The sequence below is a fragment of the Chryseobacterium cheonjiense genome, from assembly GCF_012927265.1.
GTDB classification, from domain to species: domain Bacteria; phylum Bacteroidota; class Bacteroidia; order Flavobacteriales; family Weeksellaceae; genus Chryseobacterium; species Chryseobacterium cheonjiense.
Genome location: NZ_JABBGF010000001.1, coordinates 185,280 through 206,908, shown reverse-complemented (window position 1 = coordinate 206,908; position 21,629 = coordinate 185,280). Strand labels below are relative to the sequence as shown.

The 21,629-nt window shown below is 37.3% G+C and carries 22 protein-coding genes and 1 tRNA gene; 5 read left to right on the top strand and 18 right to left on the bottom strand.

Annotated elements, in window-relative coordinates; translation table 11 throughout:
* Positions 1 to 29 precede the first annotated feature (29 nt).
* The 10 genes from HHL20_RS01030 to HHL20_RS00985 all read right to left on the bottom strand — a co-directional run bounded on the left by HHL20_RS01030 (position 30) and on the right by HHL20_RS00985 (position 10,868).
* Positions 30 to 626 carry a hypothetical protein gene (locus HHL20_RS01030; protein WP_169229355.1) on the bottom strand — a complete coding sequence of 199 codons (597 nt, stop codon included), beginning with the start codon at positions 624 to 626 and terminating at the stop codon, positions 30 to 32.
* Between the two features lie 45 nt (positions 627 to 671).
* Complete coding sequence (locus HHL20_RS01025; RefSeq protein ID WP_169229354.1) at positions 672 to 3,056, bottom strand: TonB-dependent receptor; 2,385 nt, start codon at positions 3,054 to 3,056, stop codon at positions 672 to 674.
* 225 nt (positions 3,057 to 3,281) lie between these two features.
* Positions 3,282 to 3,638, bottom strand: coding sequence for a hypothetical protein (locus HHL20_RS01020; protein WP_169229353.1), 357 nt, complete (start codon positions 3,636 to 3,638; stop codon positions 3,282 to 3,284).
* Between the two features lie 158 nt (positions 3,639 to 3,796).
* Complete coding sequence (abc-f, locus tag HHL20_RS01015; RefSeq protein ID WP_169229352.1) at positions 3,797 to 5,722, bottom strand: ribosomal protection-like ABC-F family protein; 1,926 nt, start codon at positions 5,720 to 5,722, stop codon at positions 3,797 to 3,799.
* A gap of 186 nt (positions 5,723 to 5,908) precedes the next feature.
* A complete protein-coding gene (locus HHL20_RS01010; protein WP_169229351.1) occupies positions 5,909 to 7,252 on the bottom strand; it encodes a T6SS phospholipase effector Tle1-like catalytic domain-containing protein in 1,344 nt (447 codons plus the stop codon).
* A 132-nt stretch (positions 7,253 to 7,384) separates the two neighbouring features.
* Complete coding sequence (locus HHL20_RS01005; RefSeq protein ID WP_169229350.1) at positions 7,385 to 8,062, bottom strand: response regulator transcription factor; 678 nt, start codon at positions 8,060 to 8,062, stop codon at positions 7,385 to 7,387.
* Positions 8,031 to 8,759 carry a sensor histidine kinase gene (locus HHL20_RS01000; RefSeq protein ID WP_194306218.1) on the bottom strand — a complete coding sequence of 243 codons (729 nt, stop codon included), beginning with the start codon at positions 8,757 to 8,759 and terminating at the stop codon, positions 8,031 to 8,033. The genes HHL20_RS01005 and HHL20_RS01000 overlap by 32 nt, the downstream gene beginning before the upstream one ends.
* A gap of 50 nt (positions 8,760 to 8,809) precedes the next feature.
* On the bottom strand, positions 8,810 to 9,235 hold the full coding sequence (locus HHL20_RS00995; RefSeq protein WP_169229349.1) for a hypothetical protein: 426 nt from the start codon (positions 9,233 to 9,235) through the stop codon (positions 8,810 to 8,812).
* 189 nt (positions 9,236 to 9,424) lie between these two features.
* Positions 9,425 to 10,165: a hypothetical protein gene (locus HHL20_RS00990; protein ID WP_169229348.1), complete on the bottom strand. Its 741-nt coding sequence runs from the start codon at positions 10,163 to 10,165 to the stop codon at positions 9,425 to 9,427.
* Positions 10,166 to 10,247: 82 nt separating this feature from the next.
* Positions 10,248 to 10,868 carry a DUF5715 family protein gene (locus HHL20_RS00985; RefSeq protein ID WP_169229347.1) on the bottom strand — a complete coding sequence of 207 codons (621 nt, stop codon included), beginning with the start codon at positions 10,866 to 10,868 and terminating at the stop codon, positions 10,248 to 10,250.
* Positions 10,869 to 11,084: 216 nt separating this feature from the next.
* Between HHL20_RS00985 and aqpZ the strand changes: the two genes are divergently transcribed.
* Positions 11,085 to 11,819, top strand: coding sequence for an aquaporin Z (gene aqpZ / locus HHL20_RS00980; protein WP_169231080.1), 735 nt, complete (start codon positions 11,085 to 11,087; stop codon positions 11,817 to 11,819).
* A 39-nt stretch (positions 11,820 to 11,858) separates the two neighbouring features.
* On the opposite strand, the gene HHL20_RS00975 is transcribed toward aqpZ, so the two are convergent.
* From HHL20_RS00975 to HHL20_RS00960, 4 genes are all read right to left on the bottom strand, one after another.
* Positions 11,859 to 12,404 (bottom strand): hypothetical protein, encoded by a 546-nt coding sequence (locus HHL20_RS00975; protein WP_169229346.1) that lies wholly within the window; start codon positions 12,402 to 12,404, stop codon positions 11,859 to 11,861.
* A gap of 203 nt (positions 12,405 to 12,607) precedes the next feature.
* Positions 12,608 to 13,594: a LuxE/PaaK family acyltransferase gene (locus HHL20_RS00970; protein ID WP_169229345.1), complete on the bottom strand. Its 987-nt coding sequence runs from the start codon at positions 13,592 to 13,594 to the stop codon at positions 12,608 to 12,610.
* 173 nt (positions 13,595 to 13,767) lie between these two features.
* Positions 13,768 to 14,559: a UDP-2,3-diacylglucosamine diphosphatase gene (locus HHL20_RS00965; protein WP_169229344.1), complete on the bottom strand. Its 792-nt coding sequence runs from the start codon at positions 14,557 to 14,559 to the stop codon at positions 13,768 to 13,770.
* 23 nt (positions 14,560 to 14,582) lie between these two features.
* Positions 14,583 to 15,029 carry a 6-pyruvoyl trahydropterin synthase family protein gene (locus HHL20_RS00960; protein ID WP_029294574.1) on the bottom strand — a complete coding sequence of 149 codons (447 nt, stop codon included), beginning with the start codon at positions 15,027 to 15,029 and terminating at the stop codon, positions 14,583 to 14,585.
* 148 nt (positions 15,030 to 15,177) lie between these two features.
* Between HHL20_RS00960 and HHL20_RS00955 the strand changes: the two genes are divergently transcribed.
* Entirely contained in the window at positions 15,178 to 15,693 is a 516-nt protein-coding gene (locus HHL20_RS00955; protein ID WP_169229343.1) for a TlpA family protein disulfide reductase, read from the top strand.
* Here HHL20_RS00955 and HHL20_RS00950 read toward each other — a convergent pair.
* The gene (locus HHL20_RS00950; RefSeq protein WP_169229342.1) at positions 15,688 to 16,071 is read right to left on the bottom strand and encodes an acyl-CoA thioesterase; all 384 of its coding nucleotides are present in this window, start codon (positions 16,069 to 16,071) and stop codon (positions 15,688 to 15,690) included. The two genes, HHL20_RS00955 and HHL20_RS00950, sit on opposite strands and share 6 nt — an antisense overlap.
* A gap of 136 nt (positions 16,072 to 16,207) precedes the next feature.
* Between HHL20_RS00950 and HHL20_RS00945 the strand changes: the two genes are divergently transcribed.
* Both HHL20_RS00945 and HHL20_RS00940 read left to right on the top strand, forming a co-directional pair.
* Positions 16,208 to 16,861, top strand: coding sequence for a ComF family protein (locus HHL20_RS00945; RefSeq protein WP_169229341.1), 654 nt, complete (start codon positions 16,208 to 16,210; stop codon positions 16,859 to 16,861).
* Positions 16,862 to 16,978: 117 nt separating this feature from the next.
* A complete protein-coding gene (locus tag HHL20_RS00940) occupies positions 16,979 to 17,665 on the top strand; it encodes an alpha/beta fold hydrolase (RefSeq protein ID WP_169229340.1) in 687 nt (228 codons plus the stop codon).
* 64 nt (positions 17,666 to 17,729) lie between these two features.
* On the opposite strand, the gene HHL20_RS00935 is transcribed toward HHL20_RS00940, so the two are convergent.
* The 3 genes from HHL20_RS00935 to der form a co-directional block, all read right to left on the bottom strand.
* Positions 17,730 to 18,935, bottom strand: coding sequence for a cytochrome-c peroxidase (locus HHL20_RS00935; RefSeq protein ID WP_228463067.1), 1,206 nt, complete (start codon positions 18,933 to 18,935; stop codon positions 17,730 to 17,732).
* Between the two features lie 308 nt (positions 18,936 to 19,243).
* Positions 19,244 to 19,897, bottom strand: coding sequence for a uracil phosphoribosyltransferase (gene upp, locus HHL20_RS00930; protein WP_169229339.1), 654 nt, complete (start codon positions 19,895 to 19,897; stop codon positions 19,244 to 19,246).
* Positions 19,898 to 19,975: 78 nt separating this feature from the next.
* Complete coding sequence (gene der, locus HHL20_RS00925) at positions 19,976 to 21,286, bottom strand: ribosome biogenesis GTPase Der (RefSeq protein ID WP_169229338.1); 1,311 nt, start codon at positions 21,284 to 21,286, stop codon at positions 19,976 to 19,978.
* A 249-nt stretch (positions 21,287 to 21,535) separates the two neighbouring features.
* On the opposite strand from der, the gene HHL20_RS00920 reads away from it, so the two are divergent.
* Positions 21,536 to 21,606: transfer RNA gene (locus tag HHL20_RS00920), tRNA-Gln, on the top strand.
* Positions 21,607 to 21,629 lie beyond the last annotated feature (23 nt).

Sequence of the window (21,629 nt, the reverse complement as noted above, 5' to 3'; positions counted from 1 at the left end):
AACAAGATTAAGGATATTAAAAGATTATTTTAATTCGTAATAGTATAGTTTGCCTGGGCATCGGTCTCACCGCCAACCTGCGTTCCAAAAATCACTCCGTTTCCGTTCGCCTGAGCATCTTCCGTTACGCTTGCAGGCTCATGGTATAATGTAAAGATCAGCTGGCTTGTAGCGGAAGGATTTTTAACAGCCTTATTAACAACCCATTGGGTTTTCAGCCCTACACGCTTTCCGTCTGCTCTTGTAGAAGAAGCATCATCAATACGTGTCAAAGCGATATCTGAATTTGGGAAATTGAAAATTAAAAAGTGTTCGTCTTTCGCATCTTTGATTTCCTGAGTCGCATCTTCATTTCCATTTTTAAATTCTGCAGTCACTTCATAGGTTTTCCCATCCTCCAGTTTTATAGACGGAGCTCCTCCGGCTCCCATACTGTAATTATATGCTATTGCAGAAGCTGTACTTCCCGGCGATATGTCTCTTACTTTCAAAATAATATTGGTAAGATCCTCCTGCGGAAGGTCATCTTCTGCCGCCGATCCGTCTCTCTGACAAGAAACAATGGTAATAGCAATAAATAAAACAGCTAATAATTTGATGATATTTTTAGTATTGAATAATTTCATTTTTCTAAATTTTAAATTGTTGATTTGTTTGATTGTTTTGAATCTTTAGAACCTGTATCTAAAGTTGACAATAAAGTTTCTTCCTGCCTCATCGGAGAAAAATCTCATCCTGTTCAGATAATCTCTGTACGAAACATTAAAGAGATTATTCACGATAAGTCCTGCAGAAAGATTTTTGCTGATATTAATGCCGGTCTGGATATTCCATAAAGAATAACCGTTGGGCGGTGTGCTCAGATCCACCGTTTTATCAACCTCTTCTCCATCGACATAGATAGGAATGGTTGCATTGTACACCGGGAATCTGTTTTGTTTTAAAAATGTATGATTTTCTACGGTAAAATAGAAATGATTCCAGCTTTCTTTGGTGAATTGCAGAGCATTGGAAAAATTCGGAGGCATCATTAAGATCAAAGGGACATTGTGGGTATCGTCCTCCCCGTAAACATAGCTTCCTCTTCCTACATAGGTAAGCTGGTCGGTAAGTTTAAAGTTCACATCCAGATCCACGCCATACATTTTGGCATCAATCTGCTGATAAGACCATACCGGAAACACCCCTCTGATGGTATTCTGCACTCCTGTTGGGACTTCATTAATGAAATTTTTAGTGACAAACAGGTAAGGATTCACAGAAACATTCAATCCTTTCAGCACATTGAACCTTGAATCAACGGTCAGATTAAACTGATGTCCCTGTTCATTCTTTAGCCCCATATCTCCAATTTCGATTACTGAAGCCGAGTGATGCAGTCCGTCTGAAAACAGTTCGGCAATATTCGGCGTTCTTCCTACTTTTGCGTAATTGAATTTCAGATCAATGTCTGAATTCGGACGATATTCCAGTCCTGCATTGAAAGAAACATTGTTGTAATTCAGCTGAGGACGTGTTAAAATCCTGTTTTGATCTGTTTTCACATAAAACTCCGGATAAGCATCTGCGTATCTTTTTTCCCAGTCGCTTTTATCATACCATTTCGTGACATCGTATCGTGTAAAATCATATCTTGCGCCCGCCTCTACATTAAAGTTACCGGAAATTTTATATTTAAAAATGGAATACACTCCCGCAGCATATTTATCATAATTCGGAATCAGGCGCCGCGCTTTTGTGGCCGGATCCGAATAATTGTTCTGAAAACTTGCATCAATCCCTGTTTCCAGAGAAAATTTTCCTCTTTCCAGCAAATCATTAAGATTGAACTGATGGGTCATCAGTTCCAGATCCAGGGAAGGCGTATCTTTCAGCTCCCCTCTTCTGATGTCATATTCCTGTCGGTGATTATACTGATAACTGTAAGTTGCGGAAACTTTCCCGATATTTTCAAATCTTCTGAAAGCAGAAACTTTGGCAATATGATGCTCAATTACCTGCCTCGGATTATCAATATCGTAACTGAAATTACCTGTATATACAGGAATCTTTGATGTTGTGGCATTATAGAAATCTTCATTGTTTCCAACGTGAGAACCTCTGTAAATTCCTATATTCTGGTTGGTAAGATAATAATCGAATGAAATTCCTTTTTCATATGTATTATGCTGAACGGTAAAATTGAATGAAGAAAAATCCATTCCCGTATTCATAAGATTATAATCCGGAGCATTCTGATCGCCCAGCTTTTTGATGCTTCCGCCGATTTTTACCGCCCATCCGTTTTTCCAGATTTTAGCAACATCGGCTTCCAGGGCCATTCCGCGGCCGTTTGAAATTCCCGTGAGACCTAATGATCCTTTAATGGTATCCTTTTTAGGAAAAACTTCAGGTTCCATTACCACGACTCCGCCAACGGCATCACTTCCGTATTTTAAGGCAGAAGCACCTTTGATCACGTCGATATGCTGAAAATTATTAATATCAACGTTTGGTGCGTGCTCTACTCCCCATTCTTGTTCGGCAAGTTTTACCCCATTGTTTAAAATGGAGACCCTGCTTCCGTAAAGCCCGTGAATAATGGGTTTTGAAATATTATTCCCCGTCTTCAAAGCACTTACACCTGAGATTTTTGACAGTAAATTCCCTAAATTCTCTGAGGAATTCCTCTCAATTTCCGATTTATCAAGCGTTTTAACGACCAGAGATCCATTGCTTTTATGGCTTCCGTGAATAGTTACGGTTTCGATATCCTGAATATGGTGTTCCAGGGTAATCGTCAAATGTAAATCCTGTGTAACTCCTACATTTTCAGTATAATCATTACAATCAGGATGCTTAGCAATGAGTATGTATTTTCCCGCAGGGATTTTACTGAAAGAAAACTTACCGTTTTTATCGGTTCTAGCAGAGAACTCTCCAATTTTCACTACTGTATTTTCCAGTGCCGTTTTGTCGTGAAAATCCTGAACAGTTCCTTCTACCGCGTAAGTCTGCTGTGCGTTGGTCAATGCAAACCCGCAAAAGATCAGCATTAAGCTATATATCAATTTCATTGTTAAATAGATTGATTATGTACTTTTCAAGTACTTTTTTCGAAAAAGTTTGTTGATTGGATTTTTTGAAAATGCATTAAATTTAAATCAACAGAGTTAACTATTAATCAATGCATTAAACTTACTATTACTAACAATTTAATTACCTCTTAATGATATATTTTCATCAGGAAATATTTTAAATTCTAAAATTTAAGTTCAAAAAATACGAAAAGAATCTATGAATTATGAAATTGCGGGCGGACCGCGAAGCTGAAACGTAAATTTGGTCTGAGACCATATTTTCTCCTGAATTGCAATAATCTGCTTTACTTCATGCGTATAATTCTCAAAAGAAAAACCAAATTCTTCAGGAACTAAAGTATGTCCCGTAGCTAAGAAGTGACAGGCGAGACAGTCTGCTGCTTTTTCCTTTGCTATATTTTTGGTAATGGTATTTTCTGATTTTTTAAAGCTGAAGTTTTTGAAAACTTCTTCAGAACTGTGACTGTGGAAATTTTGAGAAAACAGCGCAAGAAAATAAATCCCAAATAATAGCTTGGAAATAAAATTCTTCAGATTTCTGCTTTCTTTAAAAATCATGTGTCAAAATTATAAAAATAATTTAAAAACTCAGATTAAAGTTTTCTTAAAATATTTTGATGGATAAGTAGGACGAATTGAAATTTTGTTACAAACTGTTATTCAAACCTTATAGGTTTTAGAAACCTATAAGGTTTTTCCTAGCACAACCTTTAGAATCAGTTCAACTGTGAACCCAGATATTCCCACTCCTGCAGCGCAAGATCGAGCTCTTCTTTTGTCTTGTTATAATTTTCCAACGTTTCTTCAGAAGGATTCTCTTTGGTAAACGAAGCTTCAAATTCCTCAACTTTTGTTTCAAGTTCAGTAATTTTCTCTTCTACTTTCTTCAGTTTATTCTGAATATTCTTCTGCTCTTTGCTTACAATTACGGATGATTCATTAGAAACCTGCTTTTCTTCGGTCTTTTTTTCCTCAACTTTCGGCAGTTCATTGTGCAGTTTCGCCTTTTCAGCAGAAATTTCCCTGATGGATTCTTTCTGTCGGAATTCCAGATATTCATTGATATCCCCTAAGAATTCTTTCATTTTACCGTCACGGAACTCGTAAATTTTATCACAAAGTCCCTGTAAAAATTCCCTGTCGTGCGAAATTACGATCAAAGTCCCTTCAAACTTCTGAAGCGCCAGTTTGATAATTTCCTTAGACTGGATATCCAAGTGGTTTGTAGGTTCGTCCATGATCAGCGTATTGAAAGGACGCAACAACAATTTACAAAGCGCCAAACGGTTTCTTTCCCCTCCGGAAAGTACTTTCGTTTTTTTATTCACCGCCTCTCCCTGGAAAAGGAAAGATCCTAACAAATCACGGACTCTTGGTCTGGTTTCTTCAGTTGCAGCATCTTCTGCTTCTTCCTGAACCGTTTTATTCGGGGTTAAAACCTCCTCCTGGTTCTGAGCGAAATAACCAATATTTACGTTATGCCCCAGATTCCAGGTTCCTGAATAATCTTTGATATCGCCTGCAAGAATTTTTGCTAATGTTGTTTTTCCCTGTCCGTTCTGTCCAAGAAGCGCAATTCTATCTCCCCTTTGGACAATAAAATCCACATCATCAAAAATCTGTTTCTCTCCATAGGCTTTGCCGAGTTTTTGAGCTTCAAAAATTACTTTTCCGGGAACTACGGATTGTACGAAACGAATGTTGAATTTAGAGACATCTTCATTATCCACTTCAATTCGCTCGATTTTATCTAACTTTTTGATAAGCGACTGTGCGAAGGATGCTTTGGTAGCACTTGCACGGAACTTATTGATGTTATCTTCCATTTGCTTGATTTCCGCATCCTGATTCTTTTTAGCCTGAATCAGCTTTTCACGGCGGTCTTCGCGCATCACAAGATATTTGGAATAATTGGCTTTATAGTCGTCAACTTTTTTGTTGTTGATATCGAAAGTACGGTTACAAACCGCAGTCATGAACTGCTTATCGTGACTTACCAGAACAATTGCTCCGGGATAATCTTTTAAAAAGTTTTCCAGCCACATGATGGATTCCATATCGAGGTGGTTGGTAGGCTCATCGAGAAGCATAATGTCGTTTTTCTGAAGAAGTAGCTTCGCAAGCTCGATTCTCATTCTCCAGCCTCCTGAAAATTCATCGGTAATCTTCTGAAAATCATCCGCTTTGAATCCAAGCCCGAAAAGCACCTTTTCCATGTCGCCTTCGAGATTGTAAGCGTCGTGGTTCATCAAAAGATCGTTTAGTTCTGTCATTTTGTTGATCAGATCGGTGTAAGAATCACTTTCATAGTCGGTTCTTGTCGCCATCTGATGATTCACTTCTTCAAGCTCATTTTTCCATGCATTGATCTGTTCGAAAGCCTGCATGGTTTCTGCCCAAACCGTTCTTCCTTTTACGAAATCAAGATCCTGCTTTAAAAATCCGATAGTGATATTTCCTTCCGGAACTACGTTTCCTTCATAGAAATTAATTTCTCCGGAAAGCATTTTTAATAAAGTGGATTTCCCCGCCCCATTTTTACCAACCAAACCAATTTTATCATCCTTTTTAATCGTGAAATTCACGTTTTGAAACAAATATGTTCCTGAATGATGTAATCCTAAACCTTGAACCGAAAGCATGCTAATAATGATTAATAGTGAATAATGAATTTTCGGGTGCAAAAATACGGAAAATAAAAGAACTGGCTGTAAGAAAAATAACTTCTTATGAATGTGAATCTTAAAAAGCTTTTTTGGGGAACAGGAATAAAAAAAGAGCTGTCTTACCAGGACAGCTCCACACCTAAATTTAAAACTGAAAAAGTACTAACATTTATTGTATAAATTTTCCTTAATCAATATGGTTCGGTTCCAATTGTCGTTATTTGGGATATTGGTTCCGTATGCGTAATCCACGACAGAATCTTCGATATGATGTATTTCCACCTGTAGTTTTGAAGTGTTGGCAGTAAACTGATCGTCAGAATTTCCCGGTACGTTCAGCCCGTTGTTGATAAATTCCGTAAGTCCGCCGTCTGCTGAATTTCTTGAAATTGCCGGATGATACAATCCAAAATTGGCGGAGATATGACTATAACCTGTCAGTTCTTTATAATGATAAACAGGCTTTAATTCCGGGGAAAGCTTTTCTGCATACTGCTTTAGTGCATTTGAAAGCTGGATGAGATAGGGATGTTTTCCGGCATCAATTAAAAAGTTGGAATCATCAAATTCCGTATTAAAAATCGGTTTTTCAGCATTTGATTCTTCGAGCATAAGTTTCCCGTAAACTTTAGAAAGTTCATTGTACACAAGATTTCTGGCAAGATAAGCCTGAAAAAATGCTTTTCCGCGGTTTATTTCATAATTTTCCAGTATATGATCCCATATTTTATTTCCTTCTGCATCGGCTGTTGTCCTGATATTACGGATGTAGGCTTCAACCTCACCCTCCTGAAGGAAATTCGGGGATATATATACTGACTGGGAACCTTCCAGATATCCGCCTCCTACGTCTGCATGAGCTCCGGGAACAAAAATTTTTTTCCAGACGGTATTCCCTGTATCTGCTATTTTATCTTCCATTAAACCAGAATCTTCAAAAAGACCTGTTAAGGGAAAGAAAAAGCGGCATTCGTTTGCGGCACAAATATGAAGTGCTTTTTCCGTTGCGGGATGCACCATCACGTTGTAATCGTGGAAGGGCGCAGATTCTACCGTATCAAAAACACCAAGAAATTTTACAGTGACATTTCCCTGAAAATCAGTATTTTCTTTCAGCAGTTCGTAGCAAAAATTTCTGGCCAGCATTGCTCCTCTGCTGAATCCGTAAATATATAGTTCATATCGACTTGTACAATCAGACATGATCTGCCTGATAAAAGAAAATGCTTTCTGTAGTTTGTCATCAGAAGAATATCCTTCTTCGCCTGCAGGATTTTTGCAGGTAGCCATGGCAAAATCGCTGTCTTCCTTTTGAGTAACGGTTCCAATGCCTTCTATATATATTTTCTCCTCACCGTTAAACTGTTGAAATAATTTATAAATATTGGTAATATTTCCGTAATAACTTTCGTTGTTTTTTGGGGGCTTTTCGGGAGAAGTTGCGTTTATCCCGTTATTTCCTGTTCCGTCAAAAAAAACTCCGACGGAGATTATGCTGCTTTTCATTGACACCTTGTGGTTTTAGTTTTAAACCTTATCAAAATTGATAAAGTGAACGAATTCTTCAAAGTAACGATGAAAAAAGGCGGGATTTTAGAGTAAAAAGCACCAAATAAAAAATTCCGTATTTCTACGGAATCAGATTCTTTCTAACGGATGGATATTATTAATGATAGCATAAATAACAATACCTACTGTATTTTTGGCGCCTATTTTTTCCACGATTCTCTGCCTGTGGCTTTCTACGGTTCTTGGACTGATGAACAGCTTTTCGGCAATTTCATTGTTGGTGCATTCCTGACAGATAAGCCTTACCACATCTTTTTCCCGGTCGGACAATTCATCGTCCATTTCGAAGAGTGTTCGTTTTTTGGTAGGGCTGTTCATGTAGGAAAAGATCATCTGATGATCTTCTGGTGTAAAGAAAATTCCGTTTTTATAAACCATAGTGATGGCTTCCATAAAGGCTTCCCTGTTGGAGTTTTTGGGTAAAAAAGCAGAAACACCCAGCTTCACCATATATCCCAGAATGGTTGTTTTGTAATGGGAGGATAGGATGATGATCTTGAGGTCCGGATATTTTTCTTTAAGAACCTCAACAAGCTCAAAGCCGTTCATGGGCTGCATCTGAACATCTACCAACGCGATATCCGGAAAGTCTTCTTCTGAAGTATTCTCTAAAACTTTGAGAAAATCCGGACCGTTGTTGGAAGTAAATCCTACTGAAATATTCTGTTCGGAGGAGAGGAGCATTTTCACCCCTTCGAGGATGAGCTGTTCGTCATCAATTAGTGCTACTTTGATTTGGGAATTCATTAGTGTATGGAATTTTAATGATTAGCCGGCTTCCTTTACCTAAGACGTTTTTCCATTTGTGTGCCGCGTTCATGGATTTTATTCTGGATTCTATATTTTTGATCCCCATCCCTTTTTTCACCTCTTCATATTCAAAACTTTCTCCGTTATCTGAGATTACTACCCCCAGATTATTACGATTGTCTTTAATATAGATCCAGACTCTTGATGCTTCCGAATGTTTGAGAACATTGGTGGTAAACTCCTGAATGATTCTGTAAAGCTGAACTTCTATAAAAATATCTTTTTTCTGAAATTTAGGGCTTACACTCAGTGAAATATTTATTCTTCCCGATAAGTTGGCAATGAGCTCTTCAATGTATAACACCAGTCCTACGGTTTCAAGATTTACAGGATACAATGAATGTGAAATACTTCGTGAAGAATCTATAAGAGAAGACATCTGGGTAGTAATATTTTTTTTTATAAGCTCATCTCCTTTGGTATCAAGGTTATTCAGCCATAATGATAAAATATTAAGCCTGTTTCCAATATCATCGTGAATCATTACCGCAATTCTTTTTCTTTCTGCTTCCTGGGCTTTTATATTTTCCAGCACCAGGTTTTTCTGGTGCAGGACCTCCGCTTCATGCTGTACATTTTTTTCTTCAATTATTCTTTTAATAAAGCTTCTGTACGCAAGCAAAATAAAAGACATGATAATTATCAAAACGACAATTAACGTAATAAAAAAGCTAATATTAAGAGTTATTTCTTTAATTTTAAAAAGGTATAAATAATTGATACATATAAAAAACTGCTGAGTATATTATTGATACTCCATATCATATTGGCCTCTTCTTTTCCCAGATCCGAAAGCTGCCTGAGAAGGAAAAATAAAAAAACCGACAGTGCATAGTATACGAAGATAAAGCTGTCTGCCAGTATAAATCTGTCGTTGATTTTACTGCTTTTAATGACAGTAAGCAGTGCATATCCGGCAAAGCAGATTACCACTATATTGGATATCACTTTTTTCACATCGTTGGTAAGCATTTGGGAATCTATAAAGAATAAAGCCGCAAGCAGGGCTACAGGAATATACCAGTAAACCGACATATGAAGCTTTCTTATATATAAAATTCCCAGCAGCAGAAGTTCTCCGGCAACGTAAAAAGGAAAGACAAAATTCACGTCTTTCAGGTTAAAAACATAAAGACAGAGTTTAACAACAGTTTCTATCAAAAAAAGAAAAATGATATAATAGACATACCATTTTTCTGAATTTTTAAAAAATTTGTACCGGATAAGTCCTATAACAGCACAAATAAAAAGTAAACTATTATTAAGATAAAGTATTACTTTGTATGTATCCACAATAAGTTAGATATTATAATTTAACGGACACAGGGGTGGGCAAGGCTGAGACCAGTCGTACGTATTTGAAATGGTATCGATGCTTCCCGAATTCTGCAGATCCTGATAAAAAGAGATAAAAATAAGCGTAGGCAAAACTCTCTGATACACTTCCGAAAACTTAAGTCCGAATGAGCATATTATTTTGTAAAGTCCCGGTTTGGAAGAAATAAGATCTTCAGAAGGCACAAAAAACTTTTTGAAAATCCTGCTTCCTTTAAACTCTGAACATTCTCTGTAGAACCATGTCATCCCGTCATTTCTCCAGGATTCTATTGCTTCAAGTGCTACATCCTGGTCCAGCATAGGTTTGTTGGAAACAGGGAAATAGGTATCTGAATCATAATCAATTCGCTGCAAGTCTTTAGATAGAACAGCATTTTTAATTACTTTATACTGCTCGGTTTCTACCAGTCTCAGATCGCCGTCAAGTTCACCGAGGACGCTGTAAGGAAATTGATCTACAACAAGCCTTTGTCCATTTGCATCCATGGGACATAAAATAGCCACCAACTGACCTTTAAAAACTCCTATTTCTGCACAAAATTCATTGTACTTATTTTGGCTTTTCAACCAGCTAACCTGTTCCGAGTTAAAGGTAAAAACGTAATTTGTTGGGATAAGGCTCTGGATTTTAGCATAATCTGCACAGCAGTTGGTCCACTCTGCAATGGCGACATCAAATTGATCTCTGTTGAATATATTCATATTTCACGGTTTTTTTAAAGTGCCATAAAATTATAGAAACTAAATTATCTGTGCAAGTATATCACATAGATTTGAAAACTATTTAATAATTCTTAACCGTAATGTGAAAGCAACTTTGCTGTCTTTCTTTAATATAGTAAATGCGGCCTGCATCATAATAATATTTCAACACTTTTTCCAGAGCAGCTTCCAGTCTTGAATTGTTCCTTAAAACCCCATCAAAACGCACATAGGATATATCGAAAGAATTGCCGTAATTATGTGAGCTAATCCCCAGTGATGCATTGGTATTAACTCTTCTTAACCTGCACTGATCTTCGAGGGTACGGGTAATGGATGAAACGGTAAATGTATTTCCTTTTGTTTCTTTGCTGAACCGTGCCCCAATTCTTTCCAGCATCAGTTTTCCTTTGGAAACCATCCATGCTCTGCTGTAGTCGAGTTTTTGTACACGATATCCTTTTCCGGATTTGCTGACCTTGTGGAATTTTCCGTTGTTGATGTATTTCTGAACAGCCTTTGAATCTTTCAAAATTTTGACCCCAAAACTTTTAGAGGCATCAAGGTGAGGTTTGTAAAGCAATGTAGGCTCTACTTTTAAAACTTCTGTAAGATCATAGCAGGGTAATATTTTTTTAGCTTCCTGGGAATGATAAGTCCCCTGAATAACGAAAGCAAATACCACGCATAAAAACTTTTTCATTAAAGAATGTTTTAATTTCCAATTAAAAATAATGAATTATCTATTATCAGTCAAATACCATAATAATACTTCATTACAGAAAACACAACAAAAATCATAAAAAATGATAATTTGATAAATAAAATAAAATTTAATTAAATTAATGATATTTAAATTTACTTTTTATTTCGATATATAAATTATAAATTTGATTACATTTAAAAAAATATAAATATGATGAAAAAACTTTTTGCCGAATTTTTCGGCACCTTCTGGCTTGTATTCGGAGGCTGTGGCAGCGCATTGTTTGCCTCCCAGATTGCACCTTCTGCCAACGGACAAATGGGTATATTACTGATAGGTGTATCCCTAGCTTTCGGACTCACTGTTCTTACTATGGCTTATGCTGTAGGGCCTATTTCCGGCGGACATTTCAATCCTGCCGTAAGTTTCGGATTAATGGCGGGAGGAAGGTTTCCTGTCCGGGAACTTGTTCCATATATCATAGCCCAGTGCCTGGGAGCTATTGCAGCGGCCGGAGCTTTATACATTATTTTACACGGTTCCGGAAGTATCGATTTTTCCGCACCGGGTGCTTTTGCTACCAATTTTTACGATGCTCCCGTTTATTTTGAGAAAAGCTACTCTATGGGCGCCGCCTTCCTGACCGAATTTTTACTGACTGCTTTTTTCCTGATCATTATTATGGGAACAACCGACAGGCATTCCAACGGAAAGTTTGCAGGAATTGCCATCGGGCTTGCTCTTACCTTAATCCATTTGATCTCAATTCCTATTACTAACACTTCCGTGAATCCGGCGCGATCGCTCTCTCAGGCAATTTTTGTACAGGGCAATGCACTTTCGCAGCTCTGGCTGTTCTGGGCCGCTCCGATTTTAGGCGGAATTTCCGGCGGACTTATATATAAGTTCTTGCTTCAAAAAGAACACGAAATTTCAGAATCGGTATAAACAAAAAAAAATCCTGTTGAACAACAGGATTTTTTGGTCTTACTTTAATTTTTTAATATCAAAAGGATTTTTAAAGATCAGTTCTTCGTGTTTCCCTTTGATCTCTAACTTTCTCTGAAGCAGGTTAAGCGCCATTTTCCGGATAAAAAGATCTTTATCATTTAGCTTCCAGTAAGCATCTTCATGAACCTTCCTAGGTTTTCTGATGGTATAAAATTCCGTATTCCAGGAATCTACATTATGATAAAACTCAATGATGCCGCAATGTTCCGGAATAAGCGTATGATCTACCATTCCCATCGGAAGCAGAAAGCTGAAGGCATTGCAGACATAATCGCCGCAGGAAATTTTATCATGCTTCAGAAACTTTTCGCCGGTATTGGAATTGGTATAGGATTTTTTAAAATCATTTTTAAAATCACTTTTTGAGAGCTTGATTTCTATTTCGTGACTGAATCCTTCCGAGTCCACAATTAGAATATCAGCTTCCCAATCTGCCTGAAAATGATTGGTCAGCACAATTTCCTTCTCAAAATCACATTGAGAATAAATAAATGCATGAACCAATTCTTCTATTTTTAACATTTTTTTTAATTTGACAGGATCGTATCTTGCTTCCTATTCTTACAAATCATTAATTGATAGGATTTACATCCTATTCTTATCTAGGTCGTCCTTTCAGGACTCCAATAGTTTTTATTTTAACAACCATTCGAGATCAGGCACGATAAGCAGCTATATTTAAAAACATTCACACACCCATCTTTTATATTTTACAACTCTTAAACCTAACTTACGAGTAAACTGCAACCCCGAACATCAGAGTGGTCAATTCTGCCCAAAACCTGAAATTTATCTCCGACAATTTCTCCTAAATCCTGGGTAGCAATAAATGCACAGGAATGAACGTTGGCAAGATCAATAATGTTGATAGCGCCGGTTCTTCCTTCTTTTTCGTAGTTAAAAGGATCTTCTGCATTCCGGATCATGATTTTCATCCAGCTTGGACATTGGTATTCATTATTTCCTAAAGAATATGCCTGTGAAAGGAGTTCCGTCATGGAATATTCGGAATAAATTTTTTCCGTTTTAAAACCTTCCTGTAAAATTTTCAGAAGTTCATCTTTGGTCATTTCTTCTTTTCTTCCTTTCATACCGCCGGTCTCGATCACTATTAAATCCTCCATAAAGTTCAAAGATTCGTCACTACGTTCAGAATGGCAATAGTCGATAAAATCCAGCAAGGCAAAGGAAACTCCAAAGAGAATAACTTTTTTGTCTTCCAGTTTATTTAAAAGAGCAAAGAGATCTTCATGATTGTAAAGAAAATACCCGTTTTCAGGTTTTCCTGATTTTTTCATTAAGTAATCAACCATATAGATTAACGAAGAATTTTGTCGCTCCAGATAGCTTGGCAGCAATCCAAGGAAAATAAAATCTTCCGGCTTTCCTATAAATTCTGAAAAGCTTTTATAGATGCTTTGTTTATAGAGATCTTCGTCCGCAATAAAATGCTTTGAAAGATTCATCTGCGTGGTTCCCGAGCTTTGAAAGAACAGATCTGCCTTCACATTTTTATCTATAATCTGATGATTCTTAAACATCTCGATTGGAAGGAACGGGATTTTGACCAGTTCATCCACCTCATCAGGATTAATATTAAGATAATCTACAAAACGTCTGTAAATTTCAACATTCTGATATTGATAACGAAAAGTTCTGAGAGATGCCAACAGAAAGTCTTTTCCGGTTTGTATGTCAAATATTGTGTCCACTGCGAAAGATATTTTCTCTTACAGTCTCATTATAAAGCAATTAATGAAACCATTGAGCTTTTTAATATTTTTTTAATATAAAATTTAAATTTTGGTCGGGTTATTGCAATTACAAAACCGGAATATGGATTAAAAACAAGAGTAAAATTCGTTTTGCTCGAAGAATTACCTCTTTATGGGGTAATTCTTTTTGTTTTCATTTCAAATGTTTTCAGATGAAACTCGTGTTCAAACACTCCGTAGGTAAAGTAAGAGATCCAGTCTCCCAGATTGATATATTTTGCTTTCCCCTCCAATTCCAGAATCATAGGAAGATGACGGTGGCCATAGATAAAATAATCTATTTTTTGTGTTTTAAGCTTTTCTTTAGAATAAATAATCAGAAATTCTTTATCCTCTCCCAAAAATTCTTTGTCTTCATCACCGGAAATCATTTTATTTTTCTGCGACATATACAGCGCAATTTTCATGGCAATATCCGGATGCAGCCATTTGAAGAACCACTGTGCAACAGGATTGGTAAAGACCTTTTTCATTCTCTTGTATCCTTTATCACCTGGTCCGAGGCCATCACCGTGAGCAAGCAGAAACTGCTTACCCCCCATTTCAAAATACTGTTTTGTATAAAAAACGGTACATCCTATTTCTTCTTCAAGATAATCTTTCATCCAAAGGTCATGGTTTCCTACAAAGAAATAAATATGAATTCCCCGGTCTTTGAGTTCGGCAATTTTACCCAACACCCGTACGTATCCTTTCGGGATCACGTGCTTCCATTCGTGCCAGAAATCAAAAAGATCACCCATTAAAAACAAGACCTGCGCATCATGCTTGATTTCATCCATCCAGCGGATAAAGTGTTCTTCACGCACTTTGCTAGACTTTGGATCCGGTGCACCGAAATGCTGATCGGAAGCAAAATATACTTTTTTTCCAGGTTCTAGATTAATGGTTGTCTTTAACACTTCTGAATATTTATTGATCTACATTACTGATTATCTTCCGCAAACCATTCTCCGTAAGAATTTTCTGTTTCGTGAAGCTTAAGATAAGCCAGAGAAATCCCTTCCGGAAGCTTAGATTTTATTTTTGCGGCAATCGCATACAACATGTTTTCACATGTTGGCTGGAACGTACAGTAAATTACTTTATGTCCTTTTCCTTCAAGATCTTCCCCCAGTTCTTTATGCGGGGAAAGTCCGTTGATCAGCACCGCATGATCCCAGACATCTACAATTTCAGATTTTACGATACTTTTTATGTCTCCAAAATCCACCACCATTCCGTTTTTCGGGTTTTCCAAATCATTTACGGGCTTTCCTTTTACCGTCACAAACAGCTTGTAGGAATGCCCATGCATATTTTTACATTTTCCATCATAATTGTACAGCACGTGGGCTGTTTCGAATGTAAAAATTTTTGTAATACGTATCATGGTGCAAAGATAAGGAATTTGCTTTGAGTTTGGGTTGGATAAATTGTGACTACAGATTTGAATGCATGTATGTAGATAAATGATATTTGCCATACATCACAATAAACAAAATCTTTAGCACGTTGATAAAGAAATTAATACCCGTTAGATGACCAAACTACTCAAATATTTTTTATCTTTTTTTCTTCTCTTTTGCGTGTCTTTAAACGCACAGCAAAACCATTTCCAGGCTCACCCTCTTCTGGAAAAAAAGATCGGACAACATTTTCCTATTGAAAATTTTAAAAATGGCGAAGGTGAAAATTTCAGCGCTCAGGAACTCACCGGAAAAGTTACGCTTATCAATTTTTGGTCAACAAACTGTGCGCCATGTATTGAAGAGCTTCCGTACCTCAATCAAATTAAGAAAAATTTAGGTGATAAAGTAAATTTTATAGCAATAACTCACGACCCAAAAGAGAAGCTTCAACAGTTTTTATTAACACATGAATTCAATTTTCTACATATTACGGATTCAATGAAAGAATTACAGTCCTACTTTTCATTAATAAGAAATCCTCTTACTTTTATTATTGATAAAAACGGAACCGTATCGGAGATCACAGGGACCATTGATAAAGAAAAATCGGACTTGGTTCTTACGATTCTTAGCGAAAAATTATAAAATATCCAGCCAGTCACTTTCCAGCCTGATAATCCTTTCCGTTTCCTTATCAATGAAAACCCAGAGCGTTAAGGAATCTACTACCAGCTGATCATTGCAGTAGAATTCTACTTTTCTCGGCTGACGGATTCCTTCAGGAGTTTTCGGATAGGTTTTTATCGTGAGAATTTCTCCCAGATAGACCTGCTTTTTGTATTGAATGTGATGATCCAGAAGCATCCAGATATCATCAGGATTGTTGGTTTTATGTTTCACGAAATCCCAATGTTCCCCCGCAATTTCTTCCACCCATTTGACGTACTGGACATTATTGACGTGATTGTTTCGGTCGATATGTTCTTCTGTTACCACGATCTGTTTCTCATAAATCAAGCTCATCTCCTTCAATATTTATTCAAAAATAAGACATAAAATTAAAGAATCTGGTTAAATCCCGTATTATTCAATGTTTGCACTTGAAATTACACTACGGAATAATGTACAAGTTAGTATATTAGCAAAAAAATACGCACAAATGATTCTGGATATTCTGTTTCCGAACCGCTGCCTGGGCTGTAACAGTATTATTTCGGCTGATCTTCTGATCTGTGAGCTTTGTTTCAGCCAGATTGATTTTATACATTCCGGCTATTCTGATGATAATTTTATAAAAGAAAAATGCAGACTCCTTTTTCCTGTTGAGAATACTTTTGCCTTAATGCAATTCGGAAAAGAAAATCTCAGCAGAAAAATTATCCATGAACTAAAATACAAAAGCAGGGAAATAGCAGGGGAAATTCTGGCACAGTGGACATCTGAACGTCTTGATTTCGGGAACCAGAAGCCTGATTTATTGGTCCCGGTACCGCTGCATCCTAAAAAACTGAAAGAAAGAGGCTATAACCAGCTGCACTTATTTACCGAAAAAATTTCTGAATTCTACAACATTCCGTTCGACCATAATCTGATCCGGAGAAATCATTATTCAAAAGCCCAAGCGTTGAAGAACAGACAACGCCGTCTGGAAACGGAAAATACTTTTTCCATTACCCAGACAATTACCGGAAAGAATATTCTGCTTATTGATGACGTGTTCACTACCGGGAATACGGTTGCTTCCATTGCATGGGAAATTCTTAAAGCCGGAAATAATAAGATAAATGTACTGGTAATGGCTATGGATGCGTAACTTTAAAGTGTAAAGTTCAGAGTATAAGGGCTTGAAAGTGTAAGAATTTTAAATAAAGCTATTTCTTTCACATATGAGATGTAATAAATTTTAGTAATTTTCCGGGAAAACATTACCATGTCAAATCTTATTTTACTCCATGGCGCATTAGGTCACAGCCAGACCTTTGATCCTTTCATAGAGGAGCTTTCAAAATATTTTACCGTTCATACCCCTTTATTTTCAGGGCATGGAAACTCCGAACTCCCTGAAGACGGCATCAGCATTGAAAAATACACGCGTGAATTGCAGGATTTTATCGAAGCAAATAACCTGTATGATGTTGATGTTTTCGGCCACAGCATGGGCGGTTATATAGCACTCTGCCATGCTTTGGAGTATCCACAAAGAATCAATTCTGTGATGACTTTGGGAACAAAATTCGACTGGACGGAAGAAAAGGCATTAAAGGAAAGTAAAATGCTTGATCCTGAAGTCATTGCTCAAAAAGTACCAAAATATGCCACTCTTATGGAAGCACAACACGGAAAAAAATGGAAAAAACTGATGCATTCCGTTGCTGATCTTATGGTTTCCTTAGGAAAAAATCCTCCATTGAAAGGTAACCTTTCAGCAATAAACATCCCCATTCAGATTATGGTAGGAGATCAGGATAACATGGTGACCCTGGAAGAAAGTATTGATGCCTGCAGAAGCCTTCCGGACGGAAGACTTGCCGTACTCCCTGGCACAAAGCATCCGATGGATAAAGTCAGAGTCAGACTATTACTGGATCTAATGAAAGATTTCTGGAAGATATCATAGTAATTTAAGGCTTATATTAACAAAAAAAGCTGCCAAACGACAGCTTTACAATTAAGATTCAAGATTATTTAAAAGGATTGCTCCATTTTTTATTGGTATACACATCGCTTCCGGATAGGGTTTTCAAAAATGCAATCACCGCATCTGTTTCCTGAGCTGTCACGTTAAGCTTTTGTCCTACACCATTCGGGGTGAGGCGCGGATCAAGATTGGTATTTCCGGCAGCAATGCTTATGGTTGCGTAATGACCGATTACCTGCTGCAGGGTTGTAAAACCTCCGGTATGCATAAATCTGCCGTTCTCCAGTCCGCTGCTATTGGTAACGTTTCTTAAACTCGGCGCCCTTGTATTGGTAATATCAATACCTGTTCCGCTTATTTTCCCTATAATCCCGTTATTTCTTGAGGTAGGATTAATATCAAATTCCGGAGCTGCATGACATGCGGCACACCCTAATCCGCCCCCTGTACGGTTTCCTGAACCATCGAATACGGGAGGAGCCAGAAATAAATTTTTACCCTGATTTTCCTGCGCAGTAAAATTGGCAAACGGCTGCTGGTCGTTGGCACTCGACGCTCTTCCTGCATCATATTTAGAATCAAAAGACTGAATGCTTCTTATAAACTGTGCCAGAGCATTCTGAATTCTGGTTTGGGTTACCACCGCATCTCCATACACAAACGTAAACATTTCCTGATAATATTTTATATTCTGAAGCTTGGCAATCAGGTCCTGCAGGCTGCCGTCACCATTGGTTCCGCTGAAACCCATTTCTACATGATCCTGAATCGGGAAAACAGTTTGTGCTTCTAAGGTTGATGCTCTTTCGTCCCAGAAAAATTTTGTTTCATTGCTGAATCTGGCGTTTACAAGTCTCATAGAATGCCTTCCTGTAGTTCCGTTAACACCGATACTTGCCACAGCATTATCTCCGAAAGCCAGCTCCTGTTTGTGACAGCTTGAGCAGGAAATGGTATTATCCTTAGAAAGATTTTTATCATAAAACAAAATTCTTCCCAGAGTAGCACCTTTGTCCGTTATCGGGTTTCCTGCGGTATTATCTTTGGTAATATAAGCCGGCTTGATTTGATTGGCATAATTTTCAAGACTGCTCAAATTAATATTAGCCCCGAAAGCAGCCGTAATATTGGGATATTCGTCTTTAGAAAGAGGTGCTTCTTCATACACGTCGTCGCCGGAACAAGAATAAAAAACAGCCGCTAAAAAAATTGAGGGAACAATAAGTGATGTTAAAATTTTTTTCATCATTTGGAATACGTTTTTATTTGGTTATCTATCAAGTTTTGTTGCATAAATTTTAAGATGAAATTTCTTCTTAATGCTTTCTATCTTTTAGACGACTTATTTTTTGTATTCCTTCTGTGATATTTATTTTTTTTAATATTTTTTATCAAACTAAGAATTAATAATAGGTTTGAGCCCAAATATTCTGATCAGTCAGGCACAAATATTTAAGGGTGACATTGCTGATGCCACCCTATTTTAAATATTAAGTTTGAACTTTTTAAAAACAGAAAAGTTTCACATATCTAATCTGTAATATTTACGAATATAAATTAGCGTTGTAGTTTTTCTCCATAGCTTAAATCTCCGGCATCTCCCAAACCTGGTGTGATATACCCCTTGGAAGTGAGCTGCTCATCGATGGCTCCAACCCATATTTTGGCTTCGGGATAAGCTTTTTCTATGGTTTCAACACCTTGTTTTGAAGCAATTGCAGCTACAATATGAAGCTGGCTTGGCTTGCCGTGGGTGAGTAAATCTTTGATCGCTTCAATTAAAGAAGCCCCTGTAGCCAGCATTGGATCACCGACAATTAAAGGCCTACCCTCGATATCGGGACACGTTAAATAATCCTGCTTGATCGAGAAATAATCATTAGCATCATGTTTTCTGTATGCTGCCACGAATCCGCAGTCGGCTTTGTCGAAATAATTCAGAATCCCCTGAAACAAAGGAACACCGGCTCTTAATATGGTCGTAATAACCGGCTGAACAGCAATTTCTCTGACTCTGATCTTATCTAACGGCGTCTGAATTTCGATCTCCTTTTGCTCGAGACTTTTACTGATTTCAAAAGCGGCTATTTCGCCGATCCGCTCCATATTTCTGCGGAACCTCATCCTGTCATGCTGAATATCAACATTCCTGAGTTCGTTAATCCATGAATTAACCAAAGAAAACTGTTCTGATAGTACAACTGTATTCATTGTTGTGAAACTTTTTATCTAAAATATGAAATTATATAGAATAAAATCCCTTCCAGGTTTTCCTGAAAGGGATGTTCATTATTTTTGTCTGAAATACACTTCAATTGGGACTCCGGTAAATCCGAACTCTTTTCTCAGCTGATTTTCAGTAAATCTTTTGTATGGTTCTTTAACGTACTGCGGAAGGTTGCAGAAGAAAACAAACTGTGGCGACGGGGTCGGAAGCTGTACGCAGTATTTGATTTTGATATATTTCCCTTTATTCGCAGGTGGTGGCGTTCCTTCAAAAATAGGGAGCATCACTTCGTTTAATTTTGAAGTTTTAATCTTTTTCTTACGGTCTTCGTATACTTCCATAGCAACTTCAACTGCTTTTAAGATTCTCTGCTTGGTTAATGCCGAAATAAACAAAATCGGGATGTCCTGGAACTGTCCGATCTTATCTTTGATCTGTCTTTCGAAATCACGCATGGTATTGGTCTGCTTGTCTTCAATAAGATCCCATTTATTCACCAAAATTACAATTCCTTTTCTGTTTTTCTGGGCAAGGCTGAAGATATTCATGTCCTGAGATTCCCATCCCTGCGTAGCATCTACCATAATGATTACGACATCCGAAAATTCAATAGAACGGATGGAACGCATCACGGAATAAAATTCCAGGTCTTCACTTACTTTAGATTTTTTACGCATTCCGGCAGTGTCTACAAGCACAAACTCATGTCCGAATTTATTATAAAGTGTCTGGATGCTGTCTCTTGTAGTTCCTGCAATATCTGTTACGATATTTCTTTCTACATCCAGCAGTGCATTTGTAAGGGTGGATTTTCCCACATTCGGACGTCCTGCGATAGTAATTTTCGGCAGCCCTTCAAAAGGGTCTTTATATTCTGTAGTCGGGAAATCTCTTACAATATCATCCAGAAGATCACCCGTTCCTGATCCTGTTGCAGAAGATAAAGTATAATATTTATCGATTCCCAACTGATAAAATTCCGTTGCAGGAAGTTCTTCTTTCGAAGAATCTACTTTGTTGATGACAATATAAATTGGTTTATTGGATCTTCTTAAAAGCCTGTAAATTTCGTAGTCTGTATCGGTAAGGCCTTCTTCCACATTCATCATAAAAATAATGGACGTTGCCTCATCTACAGCCAGCTGAACCTGTTTACGGATTTCTTCTTCAAAAATATCATCCGTTCCTACATCATAACCACCGGTATCAATTACGGTGAAATCTACTCCATTCCAATCGGATTTTCCGTAATGGCGGTCTCTGGTAACTCCTGCAGTAGAATCTACAATAGCCTCCCTTCTTTCTAATAAACGGTTAAATAATGTAGATTTTCCTACGTTGGGACGCCCAACGATTGCGACAATATTCGACATAAAAAATGTTTAATAATCCTTCGACAAAGCTCAGGACAAGTTATTAATGGGTTTCTCCAACTTTTGGAGCCCAATTTTTTTGCAAAGATACAGTTTTAATTTAAATTCGATTTACAGCATATTAAACATATGAAATTTAAGAAAAATAATTCTTTGAATATCAGCAAAAAAACGATTGTTATCCGCAAATATTCGCTATTTCATTTTTATTTTTAAAATAATTTATATAATTTCGCGACATAGAAATACAGACCCATGGTGTAGCGGTAACACTACTGATTTTGGTTCAGTCATCTGGGGTTCGAATCCCTGTGGGTCTACGGAAGCCTTGTTAATTATTTAA

Bases quoted from the DNA above. Each gene is read 5' to 3' on its own strand.
- HHL20_RS00990 (WP_169229348.1), bottom strand. From the start codon at position 10,165: ATGAATATATTCAACAGAGATCAATTTGATGTCGCCATTGCAGAGTGG.
- HHL20_RS00955 (WP_169229343.1), top strand. From the start codon at position 15,178: ATGACCAAACTACTCAAATATTTTTTATCTTTTTTTCTTCTCTTTTGC.
- aqpZ (WP_169231080.1), top strand. From the start codon at position 11,085: ATGAAAAAACTTTTTGCCGAATTTTTCGGCACCTTCTGGCTTGTATTC.
- HHL20_RS01020 (WP_169229353.1), bottom strand. From the start codon at position 3,638: ATGATTTTTAAAGAAAGCAGAAATCTGAAGAATTTTATTTCCAAGCTA.
- upp (WP_169229339.1), bottom strand. From the start codon at position 19,897: ATGAATACAGTTGTACTATCAGAACAGTTTTCTTTGGTTAATTCATGG.
- der (WP_169229338.1), bottom strand. From the start codon at position 21,286: ATGTCGAATATTGTCGCAATCGTTGGGCGTCCCAACGTAGGAAAATCT.
- abc-f (WP_169229352.1), bottom strand. From the start codon at position 5,722: ATGCTTTCGGTTCAAGGTTTAGGATTACATCATTCAGGAACATATTTG.
- HHL20_RS01030 (WP_169229355.1), bottom strand. From the start codon at position 626: ATGAAATTATTCAATACTAAAAATATCATCAAATTATTAGCTGTTTTA.
- HHL20_RS00985 (WP_169229347.1), bottom strand. From the start codon at position 10,868: ATGAAAAAGTTTTTATGCGTGGTATTTGCTTTCGTTATTCAGGGGACT.
- HHL20_RS01005 (WP_169229350.1), bottom strand. From the start codon at position 8,062: ATGAATTCCCAAATCAAAGTAGCACTAATTGATGACGAACAGCTCATC.
- HHL20_RS00975 (WP_169229346.1), bottom strand. From the start codon at position 12,404: ATGTTAAAAATAGAAGAATTGGTTCATGCATTTATTTATTCTCAATGT.
- HHL20_RS01010 (WP_169229351.1), bottom strand. From the start codon at position 7,252: ATGAAAAGCAGCATAATCTCCGTCGGAGTTTTTTTTGACGGAACAGGA.
- HHL20_RS00950 (WP_169229342.1), bottom strand. From the start codon at position 16,071: ATGAGCTTGATTTATGAGAAACAGATCGTGGTAACAGAAGAACATATC.
- HHL20_RS00945 (WP_169229341.1), top strand. From the start codon at position 16,208: ATGATTCTGGATATTCTGTTTCCGAACCGCTGCCTGGGCTGTAACAGT.
- HHL20_RS01025 (WP_169229354.1), bottom strand. From the start codon at position 3,056: ATGAAATTGATATATAGCTTAATGCTGATCTTTTGCGGGTTTGCATTG.
- HHL20_RS00960 (WP_029294574.1), bottom strand. From the start codon at position 15,029: ATGATACGTATTACAAAAATTTTTACATTCGAAACAGCCCACGTGCTG.
- HHL20_RS01000 (WP_194306218.1), bottom strand. From the start codon at position 8,759: ATGTCTTTTATTTTGCTTGCGTACAGAAGCTTTATTAAAAGAATAATT.
- HHL20_RS00935 (WP_228463067.1), bottom strand. From the start codon at position 18,935: ATGATGAAAAAAATTTTAACATCACTTATTGTTCCCTCAATTTTTTTA.
- HHL20_RS00940 (WP_169229340.1), top strand. From the start codon at position 16,979: ATGTCAAATCTTATTTTACTCCATGGCGCATTAGGTCACAGCCAGACC.